This is a genomic window from Bradyrhizobium sp. ma5 (genome assembly GCF_042258955.1).
In the GTDB taxonomy this organism is placed as follows: domain Bacteria; phylum Pseudomonadota; class Alphaproteobacteria; order Rhizobiales; family Xanthobacteraceae; genus Bradyrhizobium.
The window spans coordinates 1112474-1132995 of the sequence record NZ_CP170156.1 but is presented as its reverse complement, the minus strand read 5'-3'; the positions used below and the strand labels follow the sequence as shown (position 1 = coordinate 1132995).

Here is a 20522-nt window from a genome sequence, read left to right as displayed (position 1 = left end):
TCACAGCGGCGCGGCGCTTTCGCCGCGCGCGCTCGACAGTTTTGAGGCGAACGAGGCGATCACGATGATCACAGCGATCAGCGCGATTACCAGCGTGCAGATCGCGTTGATCTCGGGCTTCACGCCGAGCCGCACTTCCGAATAGATCCGGATCGGCAGCGTCGCCGAGCCGGGACCGGTGGTGAAGCTCGCGATCACGACGTCGTCGAGTGACAGCGTGAAGGCCAGCATCCAGCCGGCGACGATCGCCGGCACGATCAGCGGCAGCGTCACCAGCAGGAACGCGCGCACCGGATCGCAGCCGAGGTCCATCGCGGCCTCCTCCAGGCTGCGGTCGAGCGTGGCCAGACGCGACTGCACCACAACGGTGACGAAGCACATCGTCAGCGTGGTGTGGGCGATCGTCACCGTCCAGAAGCCGCGCTCGGCACTTAGCGCCACGAACAGCAGCAGCAGCGACAGGCCGGAGATCACCTCCGGCATCACCAGCGGCGAATACAGCATGCCGGAGAACAGCGCCCGTCCCCGGAACCGCTCACCCCGCGCCAGCCCGACCGCCGCCAGCGTGCCCAGCAATGTCGCCAGCGTCGCCGACACCGCGGCGACCGACAGGCTCATCCACGCCGCCTCCAGCATGGCGCGGTCGTTGAAGAATTCGTGGTACCAGCGCAGCGACCAGCCGCCCCACACCGTCACCAGCCGCGAGGCGTTGAACGAATAGATCACGAGGATGACGATCGGCAGATAGAGGAATGCCAGCCCAAGCGCCAGCGACGTCATGTTGAAGCGTGTGAGCTTGGTGACGGTGCCGGCCATCAGCGATTACTCTCGAGCTGACGCCGCTGCAGGCGATCATAAAGCACGAGCGGCGGCACCAGCAGCAGCAACAATGCGACCGCCGCAGCTGACGCCACCGGCCAGTCCTTGTTGGTGAAGAACTCGAGCCAAAGCGTCTGCCCGATCATCAGCGAATTGGAGCCCGCGAGCAGATCGGGGATCACGAACTCGCCGACAACAGGGATGAAGCAAAGCAGCGCGCCGGCGCCGACGCCCGGCAGCGACAGCGGGAATGTCACCAGCCAGAACGCCTGCAGCGGCGAGGCGCCGAGATCGCCCGCGGCCTCCAGCAGCGACGCATCCATCTTCGAGAGCGTCGCATAGAGCGGCAGGATCATGAACGGCAGATAGGAGTAGACGATGCCAAGATACATCGCGCTGTTGGTCGACAGCCAGACCACCGGCGCGGACACGATGTGCAGCGCCAGCAGGATCTGGTTGAGCAGGCCGTCGTGCTGCAAAATGTTGATCCAGGCATAGATGCGGATCAGAAACGAGGTCCAGAACGGCACGATGACCAGCATCATCGCCACGCCCTGCCAGCGCTGCGGCAGCCGCGCCATGCCGTAGGCGATGGGATAGCCGATCAGCAGCAGGATCACGGTCGAGGTCACCGCAACGACGAGGCTGCGCAGATAGGACAGGATGTACAGATTGTCCTGCAGCAGCAGGCGGAAATTGTCGAACGACAGTTGCGCAAACGCAGCCGCCAGCGCCGCGCGGCCTTCGGTGAAATCGAACACCGGCGTATAGGGCGGCTGCGCGATCGCGGTCTGCGACAGGCTGATCTTCAGCACGAAGCCGAACGGCACCAGGAAGAACAGCACCATCCAGAGATAGGGCGCGATCGCGGCAAGCCGCGCCGGCCGCGCGAAGATGCGGCGCGCGCTCATTGCTCGAGCACCAGGCAGTCGTCGGCGGTGAACCACGCCACCACGCGCTGGCCGGCGAGATAGGCGTCGACATCGAGCCGCGCAGTGTTGGCCATCGACGAGCGCACCACCGCGCCGGATTCCAGCCTCACCCGGTAGCTCGTGACGCCGCCAAGATAATTGACGTCGGCGACCACGCCCTCCAGCCGGTTGATCGTCTGCGATCCGCCCGCGTCCGAGGCCGGTGCGCGGCGCGACAACTTCACCTTCTCGGGGCGGATCGCGACGCTGACCACCTCCTTGGTCACCGGCGGCCACAACTCGCTGACCGCGAGCCTGCCTGCCTCCGCGGTCGAGACCGTCAACCGTCCATTCTCGCGGGCGGCGACCTGGCCGTTGAACAGGTTGATGTCGCCGACGAACTCGGCAATCCAGCGCGAGGCCGGCGCCTCGTAAAGATTGCGCGGGGTCGCGACCTGGACCAGACGGCCGGCGTCCATCACCCCGATCCGGCCGGCCATCGTCATCGCCTCCTCCTGATCGTGGGTGACGATGATGAAGGTCATGCCGAGCCGGCGCTGCAGCTCCATCAGCTCGCCTTGCGTGCTCTCGCGCAGCTTCTTGTCGAGCGCGGCGAGCGGCTCGTCGAGCAGCAGCACCTGCGGGCGGCGCGCCAGCGAGCGCGCCAGCGCCACGCGCTGCCGCTGTCCGCCGGAGAGCTGGTCGGGCTTGCGCTTCTCGAGCCCCTCGAGCTTGACGAGCGCCACCATCTCCGCGACGCGGGTCGCGATGTCACGGCGCGCCATGCCGGCGCGCCTGAGGCCGAAGGCGATGTTGTCGCGCACCGACAGATGCGGGAACAGCGCATAGTTCTGGAACATCATGTTGACGGGCCGCTCGTGCGGCAGCACCTGGGCGATGTCGCTGCCGCCGAGCAGGATGCGGCCTGCGTCCGGGGTCTCGAAGCCGGCGAGCATGCGGAGCAGCGTGGTCTTGCCGCAGCCGCTCGGGCCGAGCAGCGCGAAGAACTCGCCGGCGCGAATGTCGAGCGAAAGCTGGTCGACCGCGCGGAAATTGCCGAACGACTTGGCGACGCCCTCGATCCGCAGCAGCGGCATGTCCGAGACGGCCGGTTCAGGCAACGGCTTTGCCGCCTCCGCACTCGCTTCGCCCGATGTCACGTCCGCCAGCCCCGATTCCCCTTAAGCTCCGATTGTGACGGCAAACTAGCGGCGGATCGCCACCGGCTCAACCGCCTCACGAACATCTCCCGCAATATTGTCGGCTTCCGCGCCTCTGCTGGGGCGGGCTCCTAAATGCGTTGCGTCGGCTTTGAGGTTCAAACCGGAAGGCACTTGTTCGGCCTGAAACGTACCGCCTTTGACTCAGAGCTGTCATTGTGCCGCCGGTAGAAGAGGATAGGCTTAGCGCCGAAACGAGGTCGGTTGTGGGCCGCATATCCGCTGCCGCATCACGAACTAGATCGGCGGGGCCATGGCAATGAAAAAAGATACGGGAACACCGCAGGTAAAAAGTGTCGAGCTTCTGGTAGCGATGACCGGCAAGGCGAGTCCCGCGAAAGCAGCCGACGGCGACAAGCCAGTATTTGCCTATATCGAGAGCCTTCCTGAACCGCAGAAGAGCATCGCCAAACATGTCGATGCCTTGGCCTCCAGGATATTGCCGGACCTCAAACGCGCGGTGAAATGGGGAATGGCTTACTATGGCGTTCCCGATGGGTGGTGCTTCACTTCCGGCGCATTCGTCGGTCACCTGAAGCTGATGTTCATCCGAGGTAACGAACTGCAACCAGAACCCCCTGTGACACCGATCGGAATGGGTAAGGCCACCCGCGGCGTCGAATTGACCGCCATGGACGAGCTCGACGAAGACCAGGTGCTTTCGTGGATGGCTCAGGCCGCCGAGAAGCCGTTCGTCGGGGGGAAGAAGAAGAAATAGGCCTCCTGGCGGCTGCCGCTTCTGGCAGTAAACTGACAGTCTACATGACCATCGGGAAGGTCGGCTCTTCGAGGGTAATCGGAAGTCCCCGGTTCGGCAGCCATAGGCGGCTTTTGACCCAAAACCGACATGCGGTGGTCACCCATCGCCGCCTCGTCAACACCTCACGCTCATGTGTCCAGAGAAGCCCTGCACCTCTATTGAATTACATTCGTAATGTGATATTACGATCGTAATTACACTCCAGTCGATGTTTGACGGCGTCGAATGCTGCAAACAGCTCTTTGCGAGGACTTCATGAACGACACCACCGCCACTCTAAGCCATCGCGCGCCGCAAGAAGTCATGGATCTCCCCTCGCTAGGGCTCGCAGCCGCTGCAGCCGCCATTCGTAAGGGCGAGATCACGTCGGAGGCCTACACTTCGGCACTTCTGCTTCGCGCCCGAACGCTTGCCGAACTAAACACCTTCATCACAATCGATGAGGCCGTCGTGTTGACGGCTGCGAGAGACGCAGACAAAGCACGTGCGGCCGGATCGACAGTTCCGCTACTGGGCGTGCCGCTCGGGGTGAAAGATAGTTATTTGACAAAAGGACTACCGACGAGCCTCGGGCTCGATAGCCTCGCTCACTTCGTACCGCACAGGGATGCCGACGCTGTCCGTGCCATCAAGGATGCAGGCGCGTTCGTTTTCGGCAAAAATAACCTAGTCGAGATGTCCTATGGCTTGACCGGTCACAACGCACGTTACGGCCAGGTCAAGAACCCGCACGCACGAGGTCGCGTGTCGGGCGGCTCCTCGAGCGGCTCCGCCGCATCGGTAGCCGCCGGCCTCGTTCCCGCCTCCCTGGGCGGTGACACCGTTGGCTCGATCCGGGTACCCGCATCGTTCTGTGGCGTCGTGGGGTTCAAGCCAACCACCGGACGGTGGCCGCGCAACGGCGTTGCTCCGATCTCTCACACGCTCGACACCACGGGCGCATTCGCTCGAAGCGTCGAGGACTGCGTATTGCTGGATCACGTTGTGACTGGCGAACAGGCTGCGGAAATTTCCGACGGCCATGATCTAAAGGGAGTCCGACTCGCCTTCGCGCCTCGGCAGTTCCTGCAACTTGTGGATTCGGAAGTCGAAACCCGCTTCCTCGAAGTGGTTCGACGGCTGCAGGATGCTGGCGCCGAAATCGTCGAGGTCGACCTTGGCAATGATTTCAACGTCCTCGTCCAAACCGCGACATGGGGCATCTTCGCCCATGAAACGATGGGCGCGATTTCGGAGTTCCTTCGCCGCCACGACATTCCTACCACGTTCGAGGCCATTTACGATGGGCTCAAGCCCCAACTTCGGCAGGCGTGGGGACACATCGTGCTACCGGGCGGCGCAGGCGCCACCTCCGTAGAGGCCTATCAGTCGGCGCTCAACGTGAGCCGGCCTGAAATCCAGCGCCGCCTCGACACGACGTTCGTCGCTCGTGGGGCGCAGGCCATTCTGCAACCGACCACGCCGTGCACGGCGCCTTTGATCGAAGAGCAGGCGACCGTCCACATCGCGGGGCAGGACATCAGCTACCTCGCTTTGGCGAACCACACCGTGTCTGCGAGCAGCGTGGGGATGCCGGGAATCAATCTTCCTGTCGGCTCGTCCCGCGCTGGCCTGCCGATTGGCCTTGAGCTTGACGCCCCGCTCGGGAGCGACCGGACGCTCTTGGTCCTTGCCCGCAGGGTCGAAGGTATCCTGGGCTACAAGTCGACTGCGATCTAACGCGACCAGGCTGCGGGCAGTTTGTGGAGCGAAGATGCGATTCGAGAAGGGTCACAAGGCGGCGACACGACGGCACATCGTTGATGTGGCATCGAAGTGCATGCGCCGGGACGGCATCTCTGCGGCCGGCATTGCGGGGATTATGGGCGAGGCCGGCCTGACCAAAGGGGCCTTTTCTCCGCACTTCGAGTCCAAGGACGAGCTTGTTCGCGAGGCGCTGGCGAGCGCGCTGGGGGGCCAGCAGCATTGCCTTGAAGATCAGCTCAAGGGCCTCGACCTTGAAGGCGCGATCCGTAAATACCTCAACCGCGCCCACCTCAAAGACCGGGCAGACGGGTGTCCCTCAGCGGCCTTACTACCGGAAATCGCCCGCCAGCCCCTGTCTACCAGGCAAGATTACGAGAAAGCGTTGCGAAGGTACGTTGCGACTTTGGCCGCGCTGCTTCCGGGTGCAGATTCCAAGGCGAACCACCGCCGTGCGACGGCGATCTTCGGGCTCATGGTCGGCACCCTGCAGTTCGCGCGGGCCGTGCCCGACGCGAGAGAGGCGCAGCAGATCCTGGATGGCGGCGTTGAAGCCGCGATGCACTTGGCGCGAGCCCCATCAGCCTAGTTCAGCAAGGACGGTGAGTCTCAAGATCGGACATGCCTGCGTGCTGAAATTGCCGATGTCCGCTGCTGGCCCAACTCGGACCTCCGGCGAGGTCCGCTCTTGCGGTGCTGTCGAGGGCTAAGCAGACGTGAGCCCCGAAGGGGCTCGTTGCCTTTATGAGTACATGCCCTAGACTTCGCAGCCAAATTCGGGAGGACAACCGATGATTCACGATCGCTACGGCCTGCCGCTGACCACCAATTCGGACCGCGCCGCCGCCTACTATGTCGACGGCGTCGATCGCATGCTGGCGGCGCTGCACGGCGCGGATGCCGCGTTCGAGGCGGCGATCGCCGAGGACCCCGATTTCGCGTTGGCCCATCTCGGGCGTGCCCGCGTCCACCAGCTCAACATGGAAGGCGCCATGGCCCGCGCCAAGGCAACCGATGCGCGGCAGCTCGCCGCGGCCGCGACCCCACGCGAGCGCCAGCACATCGAGATCATCGCGTCCGTGATCGAGGGCCAGGGCAAGAAGGCGATGACAGCGGCCGAACAGCATCTGACCGAATATCCGCGCGATGCGCAGATACTCTCGCTGTTGCTCGGTGCCTTCGGCCTCTACGCCTTCTCCGGCCGGTCCGACCATGACGCCGCCCGGCTCGCGATCTCCGAACGTTATACCAGCGACTATGGCGACGACTGGTGGTTCCTCACCTATCTCGGCTGGTCGAAGACCGAGGCCGGCGACCTCGTCTCGGGCCGCGCCGTCACCGAGCGCGGCTATGCGCTGAAGCCGGAGAACGCCGGCGCCGCACACGCGGTGGCGCATGCGCTGTTCGAGCAGGGCGACGCGGCGGAAGGCCGCAGCTTCCTCTCCGCCTGGCTGCCGGCGCATGATCGCACCAGCTTCCTGCAGGGCCATCTCGCCTGGCACCTCGCCTTGATCGCGATCGAGGAAGGCGACGCCGACAGCGCGCTCGGCATCTACGAGCAGCACATCAAGCCGGCGAACCGGCCCTATCCGCCGCTCAACATCTATACCGATACGGCCTCGCTGCTGTGGCGGCTGTCGGTCGCCGGCAAGACCGGCCTCGAATCACACTGGAGGGATGTCGCCGCCTATGGCGACGGATACTTCCCCAAGGCCGGCGCGCATTTCGCCGACGTGCATCACGCGCTGGTCGCAGCCACGACGAACAACGACGCGCTTGAGGCGCGGCTGACCGAGATGGCGGCGCGCGACGTCGACGGCAAGCTGGCGCCCGGCCCCGCCGCGATCGGGCTCGGCCGCGGCGTCGCCGCCTTCGCCGCCGGCGACCATGACAGCGCCGTGCGTATCCTGGCGCCGCTGATGCCCGAGCTGGTGCGGATCGGCGGCAGCCATGCGCAACGCGAATTGTGGGAGGACACCTTCATCGTCGCATGCTTGCGCGCGGGTCAAGGCCGGCAAGCGACGAACCTGATTTCGGAGCGGCTGCATCGCCGTCCATCCAAGCGTGATCTCGCCTGGTCGCAGGAGGCAGCGCGGCAATAGCCGAACCTCAATCCGGCTTCGCCATGAATGCCGCAAGCGCATCCTGATCGGCTTGCGGCATGGTCAGGCCGAGCTTGGAGCGCCGCCAAAGGATATCGTCGGGAAAGCGCGCCCATTCCTTGCGCATGAGGTAGCGCACCTCAGCGCCGGTCAATTCCGGGCCGAAGGCCGGACCGAGATCGGCCTTCTGCTTTGCCTCGCCCAGGATATCCTTCACGTTCAGCCCGTAGGCGGCCAGCAGCCGCCGCGCCTCGTCCTCTCCCAGGAAGCGCCAGCGATCGCGCGCGATGTCGACCTCGGTCTCGAAGCGCTGCCAGGCGAATTCGCCGCCCGGCAGCGGCACGGTTGCGGTCCAGCGCGGCGTCATCGGATAGAACCGCGTGAACTCCGACACCGCCCGCTCGGCACGACGCCGCGAGGTGGTGACGTCACCGCCGAAGATGGTGAGCAGCGGCGCCTTGCCGCGCCGGAAATCGAGCGATGCGGCGCCATCGCTGCTGCGCCGGCGCGCGGGCGCGATGACGGAATTGGCGCCGGAGATCGTGCGCAGCACGTCGGCCGGGGTGATCTGCTCGCGAAAATAGCGATTGGCTGCGTCGCAGAGATAGGCCACCTCACGCACATCCATCGCGACAATGGCCGGATCGCCCTTGAACGCATGACCGGCGCTGCCGATCAGGGTGAAGTCGCGCGCGTAGGGACTGGCGAAGATCAATTGTCCGTCGGAGTTCTGGAACGCATAGACGCTGTCGCAGTCGAACAGGCGGCGCACCACGATCTGGCTGATCTGCACGGTCGCGAGCCGTGGCGCCGGCACGCGCAACACGGTGTCGGCGACGGAGGCGGCCCATGCGCCGGTCGCATTGACCAGCGACTGCGCCGTGATCACCCGCCGATAGCCGCGGTCGATCGTGACCAGCCGCCAGGTCTCGCCGCGCTCGGCCCGGATCACGCGCGCGCCGGTGCGGATATCGGCGCCGCGTGTCGCGGCATCGACGGCGTTGAGCACGACGAGCCGGGAATCGTCGACCACGCAGTCGGAATATTCGAACGCGGTTCCGAACGGCCGCTTCAGCGCATTGCCGACCGGATGATGGGTGACATCCAGCGTCGTCGAGCGCGGCAGGCCGCTGCGCGAGGCCAACCGTTCGTAGAGCAGCAGCAACGACCGCAATTGCCACGGCGGCCGTTCCTCGGCATGCGCCGGGATCGCAAAGCGCGCCGGCCGCACCAGATGCGGCGCGATGCGCAGCAACACATCGCGTTCCCTGAGCGCCCTGCGGACGCGGAAGAACTCGCGCCGCTCCAGCCCGGCCAGATCGCCGTGGACCAGCCGCGGCGAGGCCCCCGACGCGCCGGAGCCGAGATCGCCCTGCTCCAGCAGGATCACACGCAGGCCACGGCCGGCAGCATCGCGCGCAATGCTCGTGCCGTTCAGGCCACCGCCGATGATCGCGAGATCATAATCCGCCATGGGCAACGGCTATCGCATTTCAATGCGAACGAAGTACGTGTTCGCACGAAAAATGCGCCAAGGTGCGGCGCTTGACGACATGATGCCTGGGTGAGGTGGTCTCACGGCACACTCCACCTCTCCCGCCTGCGGGGGCGAGCGTACGCTTGCATGATTTCGGAATATTGGAAGAATGCCCCTGAGTTGCCCGACGTGTCAAGTCACCTGCTCGAACGCCGGCCGCACCGGCTACTTTGCATGGGGTTGTTTTCGATATTTCGCGACGGCTATCCAATCTGACGCCATCACCCGCTAGTCCACACCGACCGAGGCAAAGAAGTGTTCAGGGCCATCGACCTCGATCAGCTTCTTGCCTTCGATCACCCAGAACCGGTTGGCCACTGTCCGCACGAACTGGCGGTCGTGCGACACCAGCAGGCAGCTGGCCTGCTGCTCCATCAGTTCCTCCTCCAGCGTCTCCTGGCCCTCGATGTCGAGGTGGTTGGTCGGCTCGTCGAGCAGATAGAAGTTCGGCTGGGTGAGCCGCAGCACCAGCATGCCGAGACGGGCCTTCTGCCCGCCCGACAGCCGCCCGATCGGACGGCCCTGCATCTCGATCGAGAGCCCGGCACCGGCGAGCAGGCCGCGCGCTCGCTGGTCGCCGACCGCAAAGCGCCGCGTCAGCATGCGCATCGGCGTATCGCTGTCGGCGAGATCGGCCAGCGCCTGATCGCAATAGCCAAGCACCAGCGACTCGGTGGCCCTGATCTCGGCGGCTGCCGCCTCCGCGTCCTCGATCGCCAGCCGCAGCGCCGCGACGAACCGGGTCTTGCCCGCGCCGTTCGGCCCGAGCAGCGCGATCCGGTCGCCTTTGCAGATGAACTGCTGGCCGGTCCTGAACAGCGGCCTGCCGTCCGGTGTGGCGATCGCGGCGTTGTTCAGCCTGATCAGCACCTTGGCATGGGTGTCGCGGTTGGCGAGCCGGATCGTGCCCGCCGAGCGTTCCACATGGGCCGGCTTCGCCGTCTCCTCGAGCTTCTCGGCGCGCTGCTTCAACTGCTTGGTCTTCGACAGCAGAAGGTCGCTGCCGGAGTTGATGCCGAGGTTGTTGAGCTTGGCGGCCTGCTGCCGCAGCTGGCGGACGGCCTTCATGTCGCGCTGAAAGCGCCGCTCGTCCGAGGCATCGAATTCGTCGAGCGCCGCGCGCGCCGCGGTGTAGGGCAACGAGAACAGCTGCGACCGTTCCGGGCGCAGGAACAGCGTCCGGTTGGTGGTCGCGTCAAGGAAGGCGCGATCGTGGCTTGCGATCACCACCGGCATTTCGCGCGGCAGCGAATTCAGCCAGGCCTCGAGCCGGCCGATCTTGGCGAGGTCGAGATGGTTGGTCGGCTCGTCCAGCAGCAGCACGTCGGGCTCGGTCACCAGCACGCGGGCGAGCAGCGCAAGCCGCAGCCAGCCGCCGCTCAATTGCTTCAGCGGTCGCGCCCACAGCTCCTCGGGCACCTCGAGCGATTGCAAGGCGACCTCGACCCGCCAGCTCTCGCCGGCGCGTTGCTCGCTGGGTAACGCCTCGAGCACGGCGGCATGGAACGGGGTGTCCAGCAGTTCTGACGGTGCATCCTGCTCGACATGGCCGACGGTCAGGCCGCGCGCGCGGGTGATGTCGCCTTCGTTGGGCTCCATCGCGCCTGCGATGCAGCGCAGCAGCGTGGATTTGCCGCGGCCGTTGGCGGCAACGAGGCCGATCCGGTCGCCGGCATTGACGACAACATTCAGTTCGGAAAACAGCGGCGCGTTCAGCGTCACGCCGAGATTACGTACATTGATGAGGGTCACGATCAATTCTCTGGTCTTGCCGGCGATCACGACATCATCCAGAGGCGTCCAGCCATCATCGGATGTGCGCGTCGGTGCGCGGCGAGGGATTCAAATGCAGGCGCGAACGCTCAAACGTTCGACGCCGCACGGCCACGAAGGGCAGACCAGGAAGAGATTTTGTCCGAGTTTCCGGTCAGCCCTGCAAACGCATTTGCAGGGCGTTGACGGGGCCACGCTTGAGGTGGGGATCGTTGAATCTCGCCACGACGCAGCCCTCCTTTCTCGGCCGAAATGATGTGGTGATTCGACGGTAACCGGACGTGCAAGGGATGGCAAGCGCAGCCGGCGGCCCCGACCTGACGGTTCAGGCCGATTTACCCGGCCCTGCGCACGGTCTCGGCCAGCCGGTCGCCGCCGACCAGCGCGGCAAATTGACCGATCGGCGCCGGCCGGCCGATCAGATAGCCCTGCACCGCGTCGCAGCCTTCCTCGGAGAGGAAACTGAGCTGCGCCTCGGTCTCGACGCCTTCGGCGACGATCGACATTTCAAGGCCGTGGCCGAGATCGATGACCGCGCGTACGATCGCGGCCGATTGCGGATTGCGGCCGAGATTGATGACGAAGGCGCGGTCGATCTTGATCTTGTCGAACGGAAACGCCTGCAGGTAGCTCAGCGAGGAATAGCCGCTGCCGAAATCATCCATCGAGATGCGCACGCCGAGCGTCTTCAGCCGACGCAGCAGCGACAGGCCGCGGTCGAAATCCTCGATCAGCACGCCCTCGGTGATTTCGAGCTCGAGCCGGTCAGGCGTCAGCCCGGTCTCGAGCAGGATCGAATGGACGAGGCCGACGAGGTCGCCATGGGTGAATTGCGCCGGCGACAGGTTCACGGCGACCTGCATCGGCATCGCCCACGAGGCGGCCTCCCGGCAGGCTTCGCGCAAGATCCATTCGCCCATCTCGACGATCAGGCCGCTTTCTTCCGCGAGCGGAATGAAGTCACTGGGTGGCACGAAGCCGCGCAGCGGATGGTGCCAGCGCGCCAGCGCCTCGAAGCCGATGATCTGGCTGCCCGCAACGCTCGCGCCGGTGGCGGCCTGCGGCTGGTAGTAAAGCGACAATTCGCCGTTCTTGATCGCGACCGACAGTTCCTGGTGCAGCACGCGGCGATCGCGGATCTGCTGATCCATCTCCGGCTCGAAGATCGAGATCGTGCCGCGCGACTTGGCTTTGGCGCGGAACAGCGCCGCGCCGGAATTGGCCAGCAGCGAGGCCGCGTCGGATCCGTTGTGCGGGAACACCGCGATCCCGGCGGTGAGGCCGGTGCGCACCGACTTGCCGTCGATCGCGAAATCCTCACCCAGCGCCTCGGCGGCCTGCTCGGCCAGCGCAATGCCGGCGGCCGGCTGCTGGCCGTCGATGATGAGGCCGAATTCGTCGCCGGATAGCCGCGCAACCACGCCGCCGCGCGCCACGTTCTGCAAGCGCTGCGCGACTTCGATCAGCACCTTGTCGCCCATCGCATGGCCGTAGACGTCGTTGATCTCCTTCAGCCCGTCGAGGTCGACGCAGAGCACGGCGAACTCCTCGTCGGTGCCGTCGCAGGCCTCGATCATCTGGGTCAGCGCCTGCAGGAACGCGGCGCGGTTCGGCAGATCGGTCAGGCCGTCGTGATAAGCCATATGCGCCATGCGCGACTCGGTCTGGCGCCGGTCGGTGACGTCCTCATGGGTCTTGATCAGATATTGCGGCTCGCCATGGTCGTCGAGCACGGTCATGCGGCGGGTCAGGAACAGCCGCAGGCCGTCCTTGGTCGAGATCGGGTGCTCCTCGGCGATCATGCTGCGCTTCCGGATCGCAGCCTCGTCGCGGGCGACGATCAGCTTGGCTTCGCGCGCATTGAAGATGTCGGACGCGGTGAGGCCGGCGGCGTCTTCGCGGCGGCGGTTGAGGATCGTCTCGGCGCTGCGGTTGGCCAGCAGATAGCGGCCGTCGCTGACGCGCTGCACGATCAGCGAGACCGGGATGTTGTCGACCACGAGCTCGAGGAATTTCTTGTTGTTCTCGAGCTCGCGCGACAGCGAACGGCGGTCGGTGACGTCCTCGAACAGCGCGATCAGGAATTCCGGATCGCCGGCCTCGTTGCGGGCGATTACGCGGTTCGATGCCAGGATGCGCTTCTCCGAGCCGCGTTCGACGAAGAATTCGCTGCGGTGATAGCCTTCGGGCGCGTCCAGCGCCGCGCGGTCGGCAGTGTCGATGCTGACGGCGGTCTCGGGACGGAAGATCTCGTCGGCGCGCTTGCCCACGATGTGATCGCGCGAGAAGCGCGAGAAGCGCTCGAACGCGCGATTGGCGAAGATGTAGCGGCCGTCCTCGATGTTCTTGGCCGCGACGCAGACCGGGACGTTGTCGAGCACCGATTCGAGGAATTGCGTGGTCGAGGCGAGCTTGCGCGACAGCTTGCGCTGGTCGGTGCAATCGAGATGGGTCGCGACCGAGCCGCCGTTCGGCAGCGGAAAATATTTCACCAGCACCGCCCTGCCGCCGGGCAGTTCGGTGACCAGCCCTTCGGGCGCTGCGGCCTTGGCGAAGAAATCCTCGGCGCTGATGTCGAGCACGCCGCGGTCGCGGCGCAGCTCCAATAGCTCGGTGCCGGTCATGTTGCGCCTAATGTCGGCGCGCGACAGGCCGTAGATGTCGAGATAGCGGTCGTTGCAGAACACGATGCGCTCGCGCGCATCGGTCATCACCACACCCTGGTTCAGATGGTTGAGGGCGGACGACACGAAGGCGTTGCGCCGCAGTTGCGCGCGCTTGGCCTTGCGCAGGGCCGAAAGGATCCACAGCCCGACCGCACCGAGGAAGGAGGCAACCACCACGCTGCCGATCAGCAGCTCCCAGACCACTCCGGGATCGAGGTCACCAAGATAGGTCGACGGTGCGAAGGCTTCCGAGGCGGCCCGGGCAACACCGACCGGCACGACGGCGGCGATCAGGCAAAGGACGGCCCTTGCCGGAATCGAATTCTTCCCGCCCGCCTGCCACTTCCTGCCAGCCATCAATCACCCGCGGATTTCCGGGGCGAGTGTCCGGCTCCGGCGGTTTGGATCGGGTAAACGCGTAGGGATGCAACTGGAAAATGCCACTTAATGTACGGCAATTGCCCTGACATGATTAATGCTCCACTAACAGGGCATGGCTCCCCAACTATTTGAGATGGCCCAAGCACTTGCCTAATAAGCACTTGCCGAAAACGATCGGATCGGCTGAACGATGTTGGCGGCAACGGCGTGGCTGCGCGGAAATGTTCGGACCTGAAGGACGAGATGGACAGGGTTGATTGCGTGATCGTCGGAGCGGGGGTGATCGGCCTCGCCGTGGCGCGGAGGCTGGCACAGGCCGGCCGCGAAGTGATTGTGATCGAGGAGGCCGAGGGGATCGGCACCGTCACCTCGTCGCGAAACAGCGAGGTGATCCACGCCGGCATCTACTACCGGGCCGGCAGCCTGATGGCGCGGATGTGCGTCAGCGGCAAGCAGGCACTTTATCGTTACTGTGCCGAGCACGGCATCCCGCACAAGAATTGCGGCAAGCTGATCGTCGCCACCACCGCCAAAGAAACCGAAAAACTGCAGTCGATCCGGGCTCATGCCGAGGCGAACGGCGTCGACGACATGCAGCTTCTGTCCGGCGAGGCGGCACGCGCGCTGGAACCGGCGCTGAACTGCGACGCGGCGCTGCTGTCGCCCTCCACCGGGATCATCGACAGCCATGCCTACATGCTGGCGCTGCGCGGCGACGCCGAGGCGGCCGGAGCGGCATTCGCCTTCCATACGCCGCTGCTCCACGCCAGGGCAACCGCCAACGGGTTCGAGATCGAGGCCGGCGGCGCGGCGCCGATGACGCTGGCCTGCGACCTTCTGGTCAATGCCGCCGGCCTCGGCGCAACGGCGGTCGCGCGCAGCGTCGAGGGCATGCCGATCGCGTTGATTCCAACGGCCTATCTGGCCAAGGGCAATTACTTCAGCTGCAGCGCCAAGGCGCCGTTCTCGCACCTGATCTATCCGGTGCCGGAGCCCGGCGGGCTCGGCGTGCACCTGACGCTCGACATGGCCGGACAGGCGAGGTTCGGCCCCGACGTCGAATGGATCGATCACATCGATTACGCCGTCGACCCCGATCGGGCCGAGCGGTTCTATCCGGCGATCCGCAAATACTGGCCGACCCTGCCGGACGGAGCGCTGATGCCGAGCTATTCCGGAATCCGGCCCAAGATCGTGCCGCCGGCGGTCGCGACCCAGGATTTCCTGATCCAGGGACCGGCCGATCACGGCGTCGCCGGCCTGATCAACCTGTTCGGAATTGAATCGCCTGGACTCACGTCATCGCTCGCGGTCGCCGACCACGTCGGCGAGCTGGCGAAGCTCTGAGCAAATGCAGCATGGCCTCCCGAGGGATGCGCGCCGCGGCGTTCATCCCTCGGTGAAAGGCCAGACTATTTGCCAAATTTGCGGAGGAACCGGCTTAGTGGACCGTGTCGTCGGCGGAAAGTCTCAACCGCTCGATTTGGTCCTTGACCATCAACTTGCGGCGCTTGAGCTCGCAAATGTGGAGATCGTCTACGGAGGGGTGAACGAGTGCTTCGTGCAGTTCGTTCTCGAGTATTTTGTGCTTACGCTCCAGCTCAACGAGATGGGCCTGTATTGCCATTGCGAACACTCCTCGGTGCGTTAAACCTCAGGTTCGATCCGGACCAATAAGTCTACACGAGTGGGCCGCGCTGTCGATAGGGGACGCGAAATGCCGCACGCACTCATTTCGGTTTATCTGTAACTAATCGTGACTATGGAACCGGTTCGGCTTGCGCGGCGCGCGCACAGGGAGGATATTCCGGCGAGCGGCTGCTTCGGCCGCAACAACCTCTTCGTGCTTACCAGTCAATACACAACCATGAACGATCAGGATGAGCGCGAACTCCTCGCCGAGCTTGCGCGTCTGCAGCAAGAGCACCGCGACCTCGATGCCGCGATCGACGCGCTGCATCAATCGCCGGCGCCGGATCTCTTGATGCTGCAACGCTTGAAGAAGCGGAAGCTGCAATTGCGCGACCGCATCGCCTTCATCGAAGATCAGATCACGCCCGACATCATCGCCTGACGCCTGTCGCTGCGGTTCGGCGGTCGGCCGGTTCAGATCCGGCGCCGGTTTTCCCCGTCATCCACAGCGCCTCACTGGCTTCACGTTCGCGGCAACGGACACGGGCGTGCTCTTCGGCGCTTGACTCCAAAAGAACAAAATAAGAACATGCTGATCCAGCCGCCAGCCATCAGAGGGAGTTTCGCCATGTCCGCACCGCCTTCCCTGCCCGACAACAGCCGCTACGAGAAGGCCTGCGATCAGGCGATCGCGATGTGCGACGGCAACCTGCGCAGCACCATCAAGGCGCTGATCATGGCCAACGAATATCTGGAAGCCGAACTCGAGGAACTGCAGGCCGCGATCGCGGCCGGCTGCGTGCCGGCGCGAACCCATGCGGCAAGCGATGCCGCCTGATCTCTGGGGAGCACAGCAATGGCTGACGTAACCTACTACGTGGCGCTGCCCTTCATGCAGGACGACGACGGCACGCCGGTCGCCGGCAGTGCAGAAGAATGCCAGAGCTCGGCGATCGCGCTACGCCGGGCGGAGACGATGTCGCGGATGCCCGGCAGCATCGGCGCCGTCGCGTTCAGCCGCACCGGCGATCCCGCGATCGGCGAATTCGGCGATGCCAAGCTGCTGCGGGCCTACGGCGATGTGCCGGAGGATCTGAGCGCGCTTTAGGCCTCACTAGCCGCTGGATTCATGGCGCCGCTGCGCCTTGCGCACATACATCGCACGATCGGCCTCATCGAGAACGCGATCGGCATCCGAGTGCGCGGTGAGGATCGCAACGCCCGCGGAGGCGCCCGCGGAGACCCGGCTGCCACGAAACACGAAGGTCAGGCGGTCGATCGCCTCCTCCAGCGCAGCGGCCTTGGCGCAGGCATCGGTCTCGCTGAGATTCCACAGCAGCACCGCAAACTCGTCGCCACCGAGACGGCCGATCACGTCGGAGGCGCGCACCTGGTCCGATATCGCGGCGACGATCGTCTTCAGCACCTCGTCACCTGCCGCGTGCCCGAAGGCATCGTTGATCGGCTTGAGGCGGTCGACGTCGAGCACGATCAGCGCGCCGGAGGCCTGATAGCGCTTGATGAAGGAGAGCGAGCGGACGAGCTCGCGCTCGAAGCCGCGGCGGTTCAGGATGTCGAGCAGGAAGTCGGTCTCGGCGGAGGCCTGCAGCTCCTCGATCCGGGCCTGGGCCCGCGCCAGCTGCGCCCGCAACCTGCGGATCGTGGATTTGTCGCCGGACGCAACCGCGCCTCGCGTGGAAGCTTTGGTTCCAGCCGCTTTGGTTCCAGTCCCCTTTGCGCCAGTCCTGCCGGGTGCGGATTTGCGCGCGGCGGGCGCGCCTTTTCGTCGTTTTGCCGCCCCGGAGGTCGCCGCCGTCGTCTTCTTCTTCATGCGCATCCTTGTTGAGGCCTGCTTATGAAGGCTTGCCGGGATTCACCAAGACAGGATAGTCCATTCTAACTCCCTTGCCACGCCTTGGATGACGCCCGGGCCGCCCCTATAATCCGGCCTATGCTTTTGGATTCCTGCACAGAATTGAAGAGATGACCGCTCCGATCGCCATCATCATGGGAAGCCAGTCCGACTGGGAGACCATGCGTCACGCCGCCGAGACCCTGGCCGCGCTGGGCGTTGCCTGCGAAACGCGCATCGTTTCGGCGCACCGCACCCCCGACCGGCTCTATGCCTTTGCCAAGGGCGCCAAGGCGGCCGGGCACAAGGTGATCATTGCCGGCGCCGGCGGTGCCGCGCATCTGCCGGGCATGACGGCGGCGTTGACGGAGCTGCCGGTGTTCGGGGTTCCCGTCGAGTCGAAGGCGCTGTCCGGCGTCGATTCGCTGTACTCGATCGTGCAGATGCCGGCAGGCATCCCGGTCGGGACGCTGGCGATCGGCAAGGCCGGTGCGATCAATGCCGCGTTGCTCGCGGCAAGCGTGCTCGCGCTCAACGATCCCGCACTGTCGGTCCGTCTTGCGGCCTGGCGCCAGCAGCAGACCGATGCGGTCAAGGACCATCCGGAGGGCGCGGCGTGACGGCTTCGAACCTCGTGAAGCTGAAGCCGGGCGACACCATTGGAATCCTCGGCGGCGGACAATTGGGCCGGATGCTGGCGATGTCCGCAGCGCGCCTCGGGCTGCGCTGCCAGGTCTTTTCGCCGGATCCGGACTCGCCGGCCTTCGACGTGGTGCAGCACGCGACCTGCGCGGAATATGCCGACGTCGAGGCGCTCGAACTGTTCGCCAACGACGTCGACGTCGTCACCTATGAATTCGAGAATGTGCCGGCCGCGACCGCGATGGTGCTCGCCGCGCGCCGTCCGGTGCTGCCTGCGTACAAGATCCTCGAGACCACGCAGGACCGGCTGATCGAGAAGGACTTCGTCAGCAAGCTCGGGATCGGCACCGCCGATTATGCGGACGTCACCTCGGTCGCAACACTCCGCGCAGCGATCGAACGGATCGGCCTGCCTGCCGTGATCAAGACCCGCCGCTTCGGCTATGACGGCAAGGGCCAGGCGATCATCCGCGCCGGCGACGACCTCGAGCAGGTCTGGCAGGACCTCGGCACCAAGTCGGCCATCCTTGAGGCCTTCGTGCCGTTCGAGCGCGAGATCTCGGTGATCGCCGCGCGCTCGGCTTCCGGCGAAGTCGAGTGCTTCGACGTTACCGAGAACGAGCACCGCGACCACATTTTGAAATTTTCCCGCGCGCCCGCCGCGATTCCCGAACAGCTTGCCGCGCAGGCGCGGGCGATCGCCGAAAAGATCGCCACGGCGCTCGACTATGTCGGCGTGCTCGCGGTGGAGCTGTTCGTGGTGCCCGGGAACGGCGCAGCGACCGTGCTGGTCAACGAGATCGCGCCGCGCGTGCATAACTCCGGCCACTGGACGCTCGACGGCGCCTCGATCTCACAATTCGAGCAGCACATCCGTGCAATCGCCGGCTGGCCGCTGGGCAAGCCGGTGCGCCACGGCGAGGTCACCATGACCAATCTGATCGGCGACGACATCCTGAGCTACGAGCAGTGGCTCACTGTTCCCGGCGCCACCGTGCATCTGTACGGCAAGGGCACGCCGCGCCCCGGCCGCAAGATGGGGCACGTCACCGAAGTGACGCCGGCCCGCAAGCCGTAACTCCACACCAGCGGCCGCGGCCGCCTTCGCGTCATCGACGGAAATGGGATCGTGGCAGCCACGATCCCATTAACGCTCTAGCCGATCATGCAGTCTTGACGCCGGCGACTATGCCGGTCGGCTCGTCGCTGAGCCAGCGATAGATCACGCCGCCGAGCGCGCCGCCGATCAGAGGCGCGACCCAGAACATCCAGAGCTGCCCCAGCGCCCAGCCGCCGACGAACAGAGCCGGCCCGGTGCTGCGCGCCGGATTCACCGAGGTGTTGGTGACGGGAATGCTGACGAGATGGATCATCACCAGCGCGAGGCCGATGGCGAGCGGTGCGAAGCCGGCGGGCGCCTTGCCGTGGGTCGATCCCATGATGATGAACAGGAACATCATGGTCATCACCACCTCGGTGATGAAGCACACCACCATGCTGTAGTGGCCCGGTGAGTGCGCGTCATAGCCGTTGGAGGCGAAGCCCTTGCTGACATCGAAGCCGGGCGCGCCGCTGGCGATCACATAGAGCAGCCAGGCCGCGATGATCGCACCGGCGACCTGCGCGATGATGTAGGGCAGCACCTGGCCGCCGGGGAAACGCCCGCCCGCGGCGAGCCCGACCGTCACGGCCGGGTTGAGGTGGCAACCCGAGATATGGCCGATCGCATAGGCCATGGTCACCACACTGAGCCCGAACGCCAACGACACCCCGACGAGGCCGATCCCGACCTGCGGAAAGCCGGCCGCGATCACCGCGCTGCCGCAGCCCGCGAATGTGAGCCAGAACGTACCGATCAGTTCGGCCGCGTATTTCTTCATGTCCATGAGGCATCTCCCCTATTTCCAATGTCCGGGTTATCGAAAACTCCGGGAGCGGCCCCGATCCTGGCGTCAAACCACCCAAATCAGGGCCGCACAAAGGCATTTTCGCCCCATTTCGTGGCTTTACTAGGCCCGAAAGTCACTCGACCGGTGGACATCTGCGCGTTTGTCTGTTACATGCGCGCGCCTAGGGTTAAGAGGCAGGCCTTTTGCCGCCCCTTCACCTTGCCAGAATTCCGAACCGATCAATTCAAAAGAGGATGCCGCGTGCAGGTTCTCGTCCGCGATAACAATGTCGACCAAGCCCTGAAGGCGCTGAAGAAGAAGATGCAGCGCGAGGGCATTTTCCGCGAGATGAAGCTCCGCGGTCACTACGAAAAGCCCTCTGAGAAGAAGGCTCGCGAAAAGGCTGAAGCCGTGCGCCGCGCACGCAAGCTGGCACGCAAGAAGCTGCAGCGCGAAGGCCTGCTGCCGATGAAGCCGAAGCCGGTGTTCGGCGCTGGTCCCGGTGGCGACCGCGGCGGCCGTCCCGGTGGTGCAGGTGCCGGTCGCGGACCGCGCTGAACCATTTTGCCGATCTGGAAGTCTAACAGCGCGGGCC

20 protein-coding genes are annotated in these 20522 nt (G+C 65.1%); 11 read left to right on the top strand and 9 right to left on the bottom strand.

The genetic code is table 11. The features are described from left to right. Genes ACE103_RS05160 through ACE103_RS05150 form a run of 3 tightly spaced genes read right to left on the bottom strand, consistent with a single transcriptional unit; the run spans nt 1 to nt 2827 of the window. Nucleotides 1–816 carry an ABC transporter permease gene (locus ACE103_RS05160; protein ID WP_375778560.1) on the bottom strand — a complete coding sequence of 272 codons (816 nt, stop codon included), beginning with the start codon at nt 814–816 and terminating at the stop codon, nt 1–3. Next, the gene (locus ACE103_RS05155) at nt 816–1730 is read right to left on the bottom strand and encodes an ABC transporter permease (protein ID WP_375778559.1); all 915 of its coding nucleotides are present in this window, start codon (nt 1728–1730) and stop codon (nt 816–818) included. Before ACE103_RS05155 ends, ACE103_RS05160 begins: the two co-directional genes overlap by 1 nt. After that, nucleotides 1727–2827 carry an ABC transporter ATP-binding protein gene (locus ACE103_RS05150; RefSeq protein WP_375781012.1) on the bottom strand — a complete coding sequence of 367 codons (1101 nt, stop codon included), beginning with the start codon at nt 2825–2827 and terminating at the stop codon, nt 1727–1729. The genes ACE103_RS05155 and ACE103_RS05150 overlap by 4 nt, the downstream gene beginning before the upstream one ends. Nucleotides 2828–3209: 382 nt before the next feature. On the opposite strand from ACE103_RS05150, the gene ACE103_RS05145 reads away from it, so the two are divergent. The 4 genes from ACE103_RS05145 to ACE103_RS05130 all read left to right on the top strand — a co-directional run bounded on the left by ACE103_RS05145 (nt 3210) and on the right by ACE103_RS05130 (nt 7555). Further along, entirely contained in the window at nt 3210–3668 is a 459-nt protein-coding gene (locus ACE103_RS05145; RefSeq protein WP_375778558.1) for a DUF1801 domain-containing protein, read from the top strand. 297 nt (nt 3669–3965) lie between these two features. Beyond that, nucleotides 3966–5429 carry an amidase family protein gene (locus ACE103_RS05140; RefSeq protein ID WP_375778557.1) on the top strand — a complete coding sequence of 488 codons (1464 nt, stop codon included), beginning with the start codon at nt 3966–3968 and terminating at the stop codon, nt 5427–5429. A 34-nt stretch (nt 5430–5463) separates the two neighbouring features. Further along, a complete protein-coding gene (locus tag ACE103_RS05135; RefSeq protein ID WP_223975982.1) occupies nt 5464–6042 on the top strand; it encodes a TetR/AcrR family transcriptional regulator in 579 nt (192 codons plus the stop codon). A gap of 283 nt (nt 6043–6325) precedes the next feature. Then, on the top strand, nt 6326–7555 hold the full coding sequence (locus ACE103_RS05130; RefSeq protein ID WP_375781011.1) for a tetratricopeptide repeat protein: 1230 nt from the start codon (nt 6326–6328) through the stop codon (nt 7553–7555). 7 nt (nt 7556–7562) lie between these two features. Here the strand turns inward: ACE103_RS05130 and ACE103_RS05125 are convergent, their stop codons facing one another. The 3 genes from ACE103_RS05125 to ACE103_RS05115 all read right to left on the bottom strand — a co-directional run bounded on the left by ACE103_RS05125 (nt 7563) and on the right by ACE103_RS05115 (nt 13888). Further along, nucleotides 7563–9029, bottom strand: coding sequence for a glycerol-3-phosphate dehydrogenase (locus ACE103_RS05125; RefSeq protein ID WP_375778556.1), 1467 nt, complete (start codon nt 9027–9029; stop codon nt 7563–7565). Nucleotides 9030–9320: 291 nt separating this feature from the next. Next, nucleotides 9321–10844: an ABC-F family ATP-binding cassette domain-containing protein gene (locus ACE103_RS05120; protein WP_375778555.1), complete on the bottom strand. Its 1524-nt coding sequence runs from the start codon at nt 10842–10844 to the stop codon at nt 9321–9323. A 356-nt stretch (nt 10845–11200) separates the two neighbouring features. Beyond that, nucleotides 11201–13888: an EAL domain-containing protein gene (locus ACE103_RS05115; protein WP_375778554.1), complete on the bottom strand. Its 2688-nt coding sequence runs from the start codon at nt 13886–13888 to the stop codon at nt 11201–11203. A 267-nt stretch (nt 13889–14155) separates the two neighbouring features. On the opposite strand from ACE103_RS05115, the gene ACE103_RS05110 reads away from it, so the two are divergent. After that, nucleotides 14156–15259: an NAD(P)/FAD-dependent oxidoreductase gene (locus ACE103_RS05110; RefSeq protein WP_375778553.1), complete on the top strand. Its 1104-nt coding sequence runs from the start codon at nt 14156–14158 to the stop codon at nt 15257–15259. Between the two features lie 94 nt (nt 15260–15353). Here ACE103_RS05110 and ACE103_RS05105 read toward each other — a convergent pair whose 3' ends face one another. Beyond that, nucleotides 15354–15539, bottom strand: a complete 186-nt coding sequence (locus ACE103_RS05105) for a YdcH family protein (protein WP_050422666.1) — start codon at nt 15537–15539, stop codon at nt 15354–15356. A gap of 240 nt (nt 15540–15779) precedes the next feature. Here ACE103_RS05105 and ACE103_RS05100 point away from each other — a divergent pair, with 240 nt between their 5' ends. From ACE103_RS05100 to ACE103_RS05090, 3 genes are all read left to right on the top strand, one after another. Continuing rightward, a complete protein-coding gene (locus ACE103_RS05100; protein WP_024583705.1) occupies nt 15780–15986 on the top strand; it encodes a YdcH family protein in 207 nt (68 codons plus the stop codon). 186 nt (nt 15987–16172) lie between these two features. Beyond that, nucleotides 16173–16382, top strand: a complete 210-nt coding sequence (locus tag ACE103_RS05095; RefSeq protein ID WP_050401735.1) for a hypothetical protein — start codon at nt 16173–16175, stop codon at nt 16380–16382. An 18-nt stretch (nt 16383–16400) separates the two neighbouring features. Then, nucleotides 16401–16652 (top strand): hypothetical protein, encoded by a 252-nt coding sequence (locus ACE103_RS05090; protein WP_212316296.1) that lies wholly within the window; start codon nt 16401–16403, stop codon nt 16650–16652. A gap of 6 nt (nt 16653–16658) precedes the next feature. On the opposite strand, the gene ACE103_RS05085 is transcribed toward ACE103_RS05090, so the two are convergent. After that, complete coding sequence (locus tag ACE103_RS05085) at nt 16659–17381, bottom strand: GGDEF domain-containing protein (RefSeq protein WP_375778552.1); 723 nt, start codon at nt 17379–17381, stop codon at nt 16659–16661. Between the two features lie 146 nt (nt 17382–17527). On the opposite strand from ACE103_RS05085, the gene purE reads away from it, so the two are divergent. Next, the gene (purE, locus tag ACE103_RS05080) at nt 17528–18016 is read left to right on the top strand and encodes a 5-(carboxyamino)imidazole ribonucleotide mutase (RefSeq protein WP_223975967.1); all 489 of its coding nucleotides are present in this window, start codon (nt 17528–17530) and stop codon (nt 18014–18016) included. Then, complete coding sequence (locus ACE103_RS05075) at nt 18013–19116, top strand: 5-(carboxyamino)imidazole ribonucleotide synthase (RefSeq protein ID WP_375778551.1); 1104 nt, start codon at nt 18013–18015, stop codon at nt 19114–19116. The genes purE and ACE103_RS05075 overlap by 4 nt, the downstream gene beginning before the upstream one ends. A gap of 85 nt (nt 19117–19201) precedes the next feature. Here ACE103_RS05075 and aqpZ read toward each other — a convergent pair whose 3' ends face one another. Beyond that, nucleotides 19202–19924 carry an aquaporin Z gene (gene aqpZ / locus ACE103_RS05070; RefSeq protein ID WP_223975961.1) on the bottom strand — a complete coding sequence of 241 codons (723 nt, stop codon included), beginning with the start codon at nt 19922–19924 and terminating at the stop codon, nt 19202–19204. A 264-nt stretch (nt 19925–20188) separates the two neighbouring features. On the opposite strand from aqpZ, the gene rpsU reads away from it, so the two are divergent. Beyond that, a complete protein-coding gene (gene rpsU / locus ACE103_RS05065; RefSeq protein ID WP_021078544.1) occupies nt 20189–20485 on the top strand; it encodes a 30S ribosomal protein S21 in 297 nt (98 codons plus the stop codon). The last annotated feature ends 37 nt before the right edge of the window (nt 20486–20522 follow it).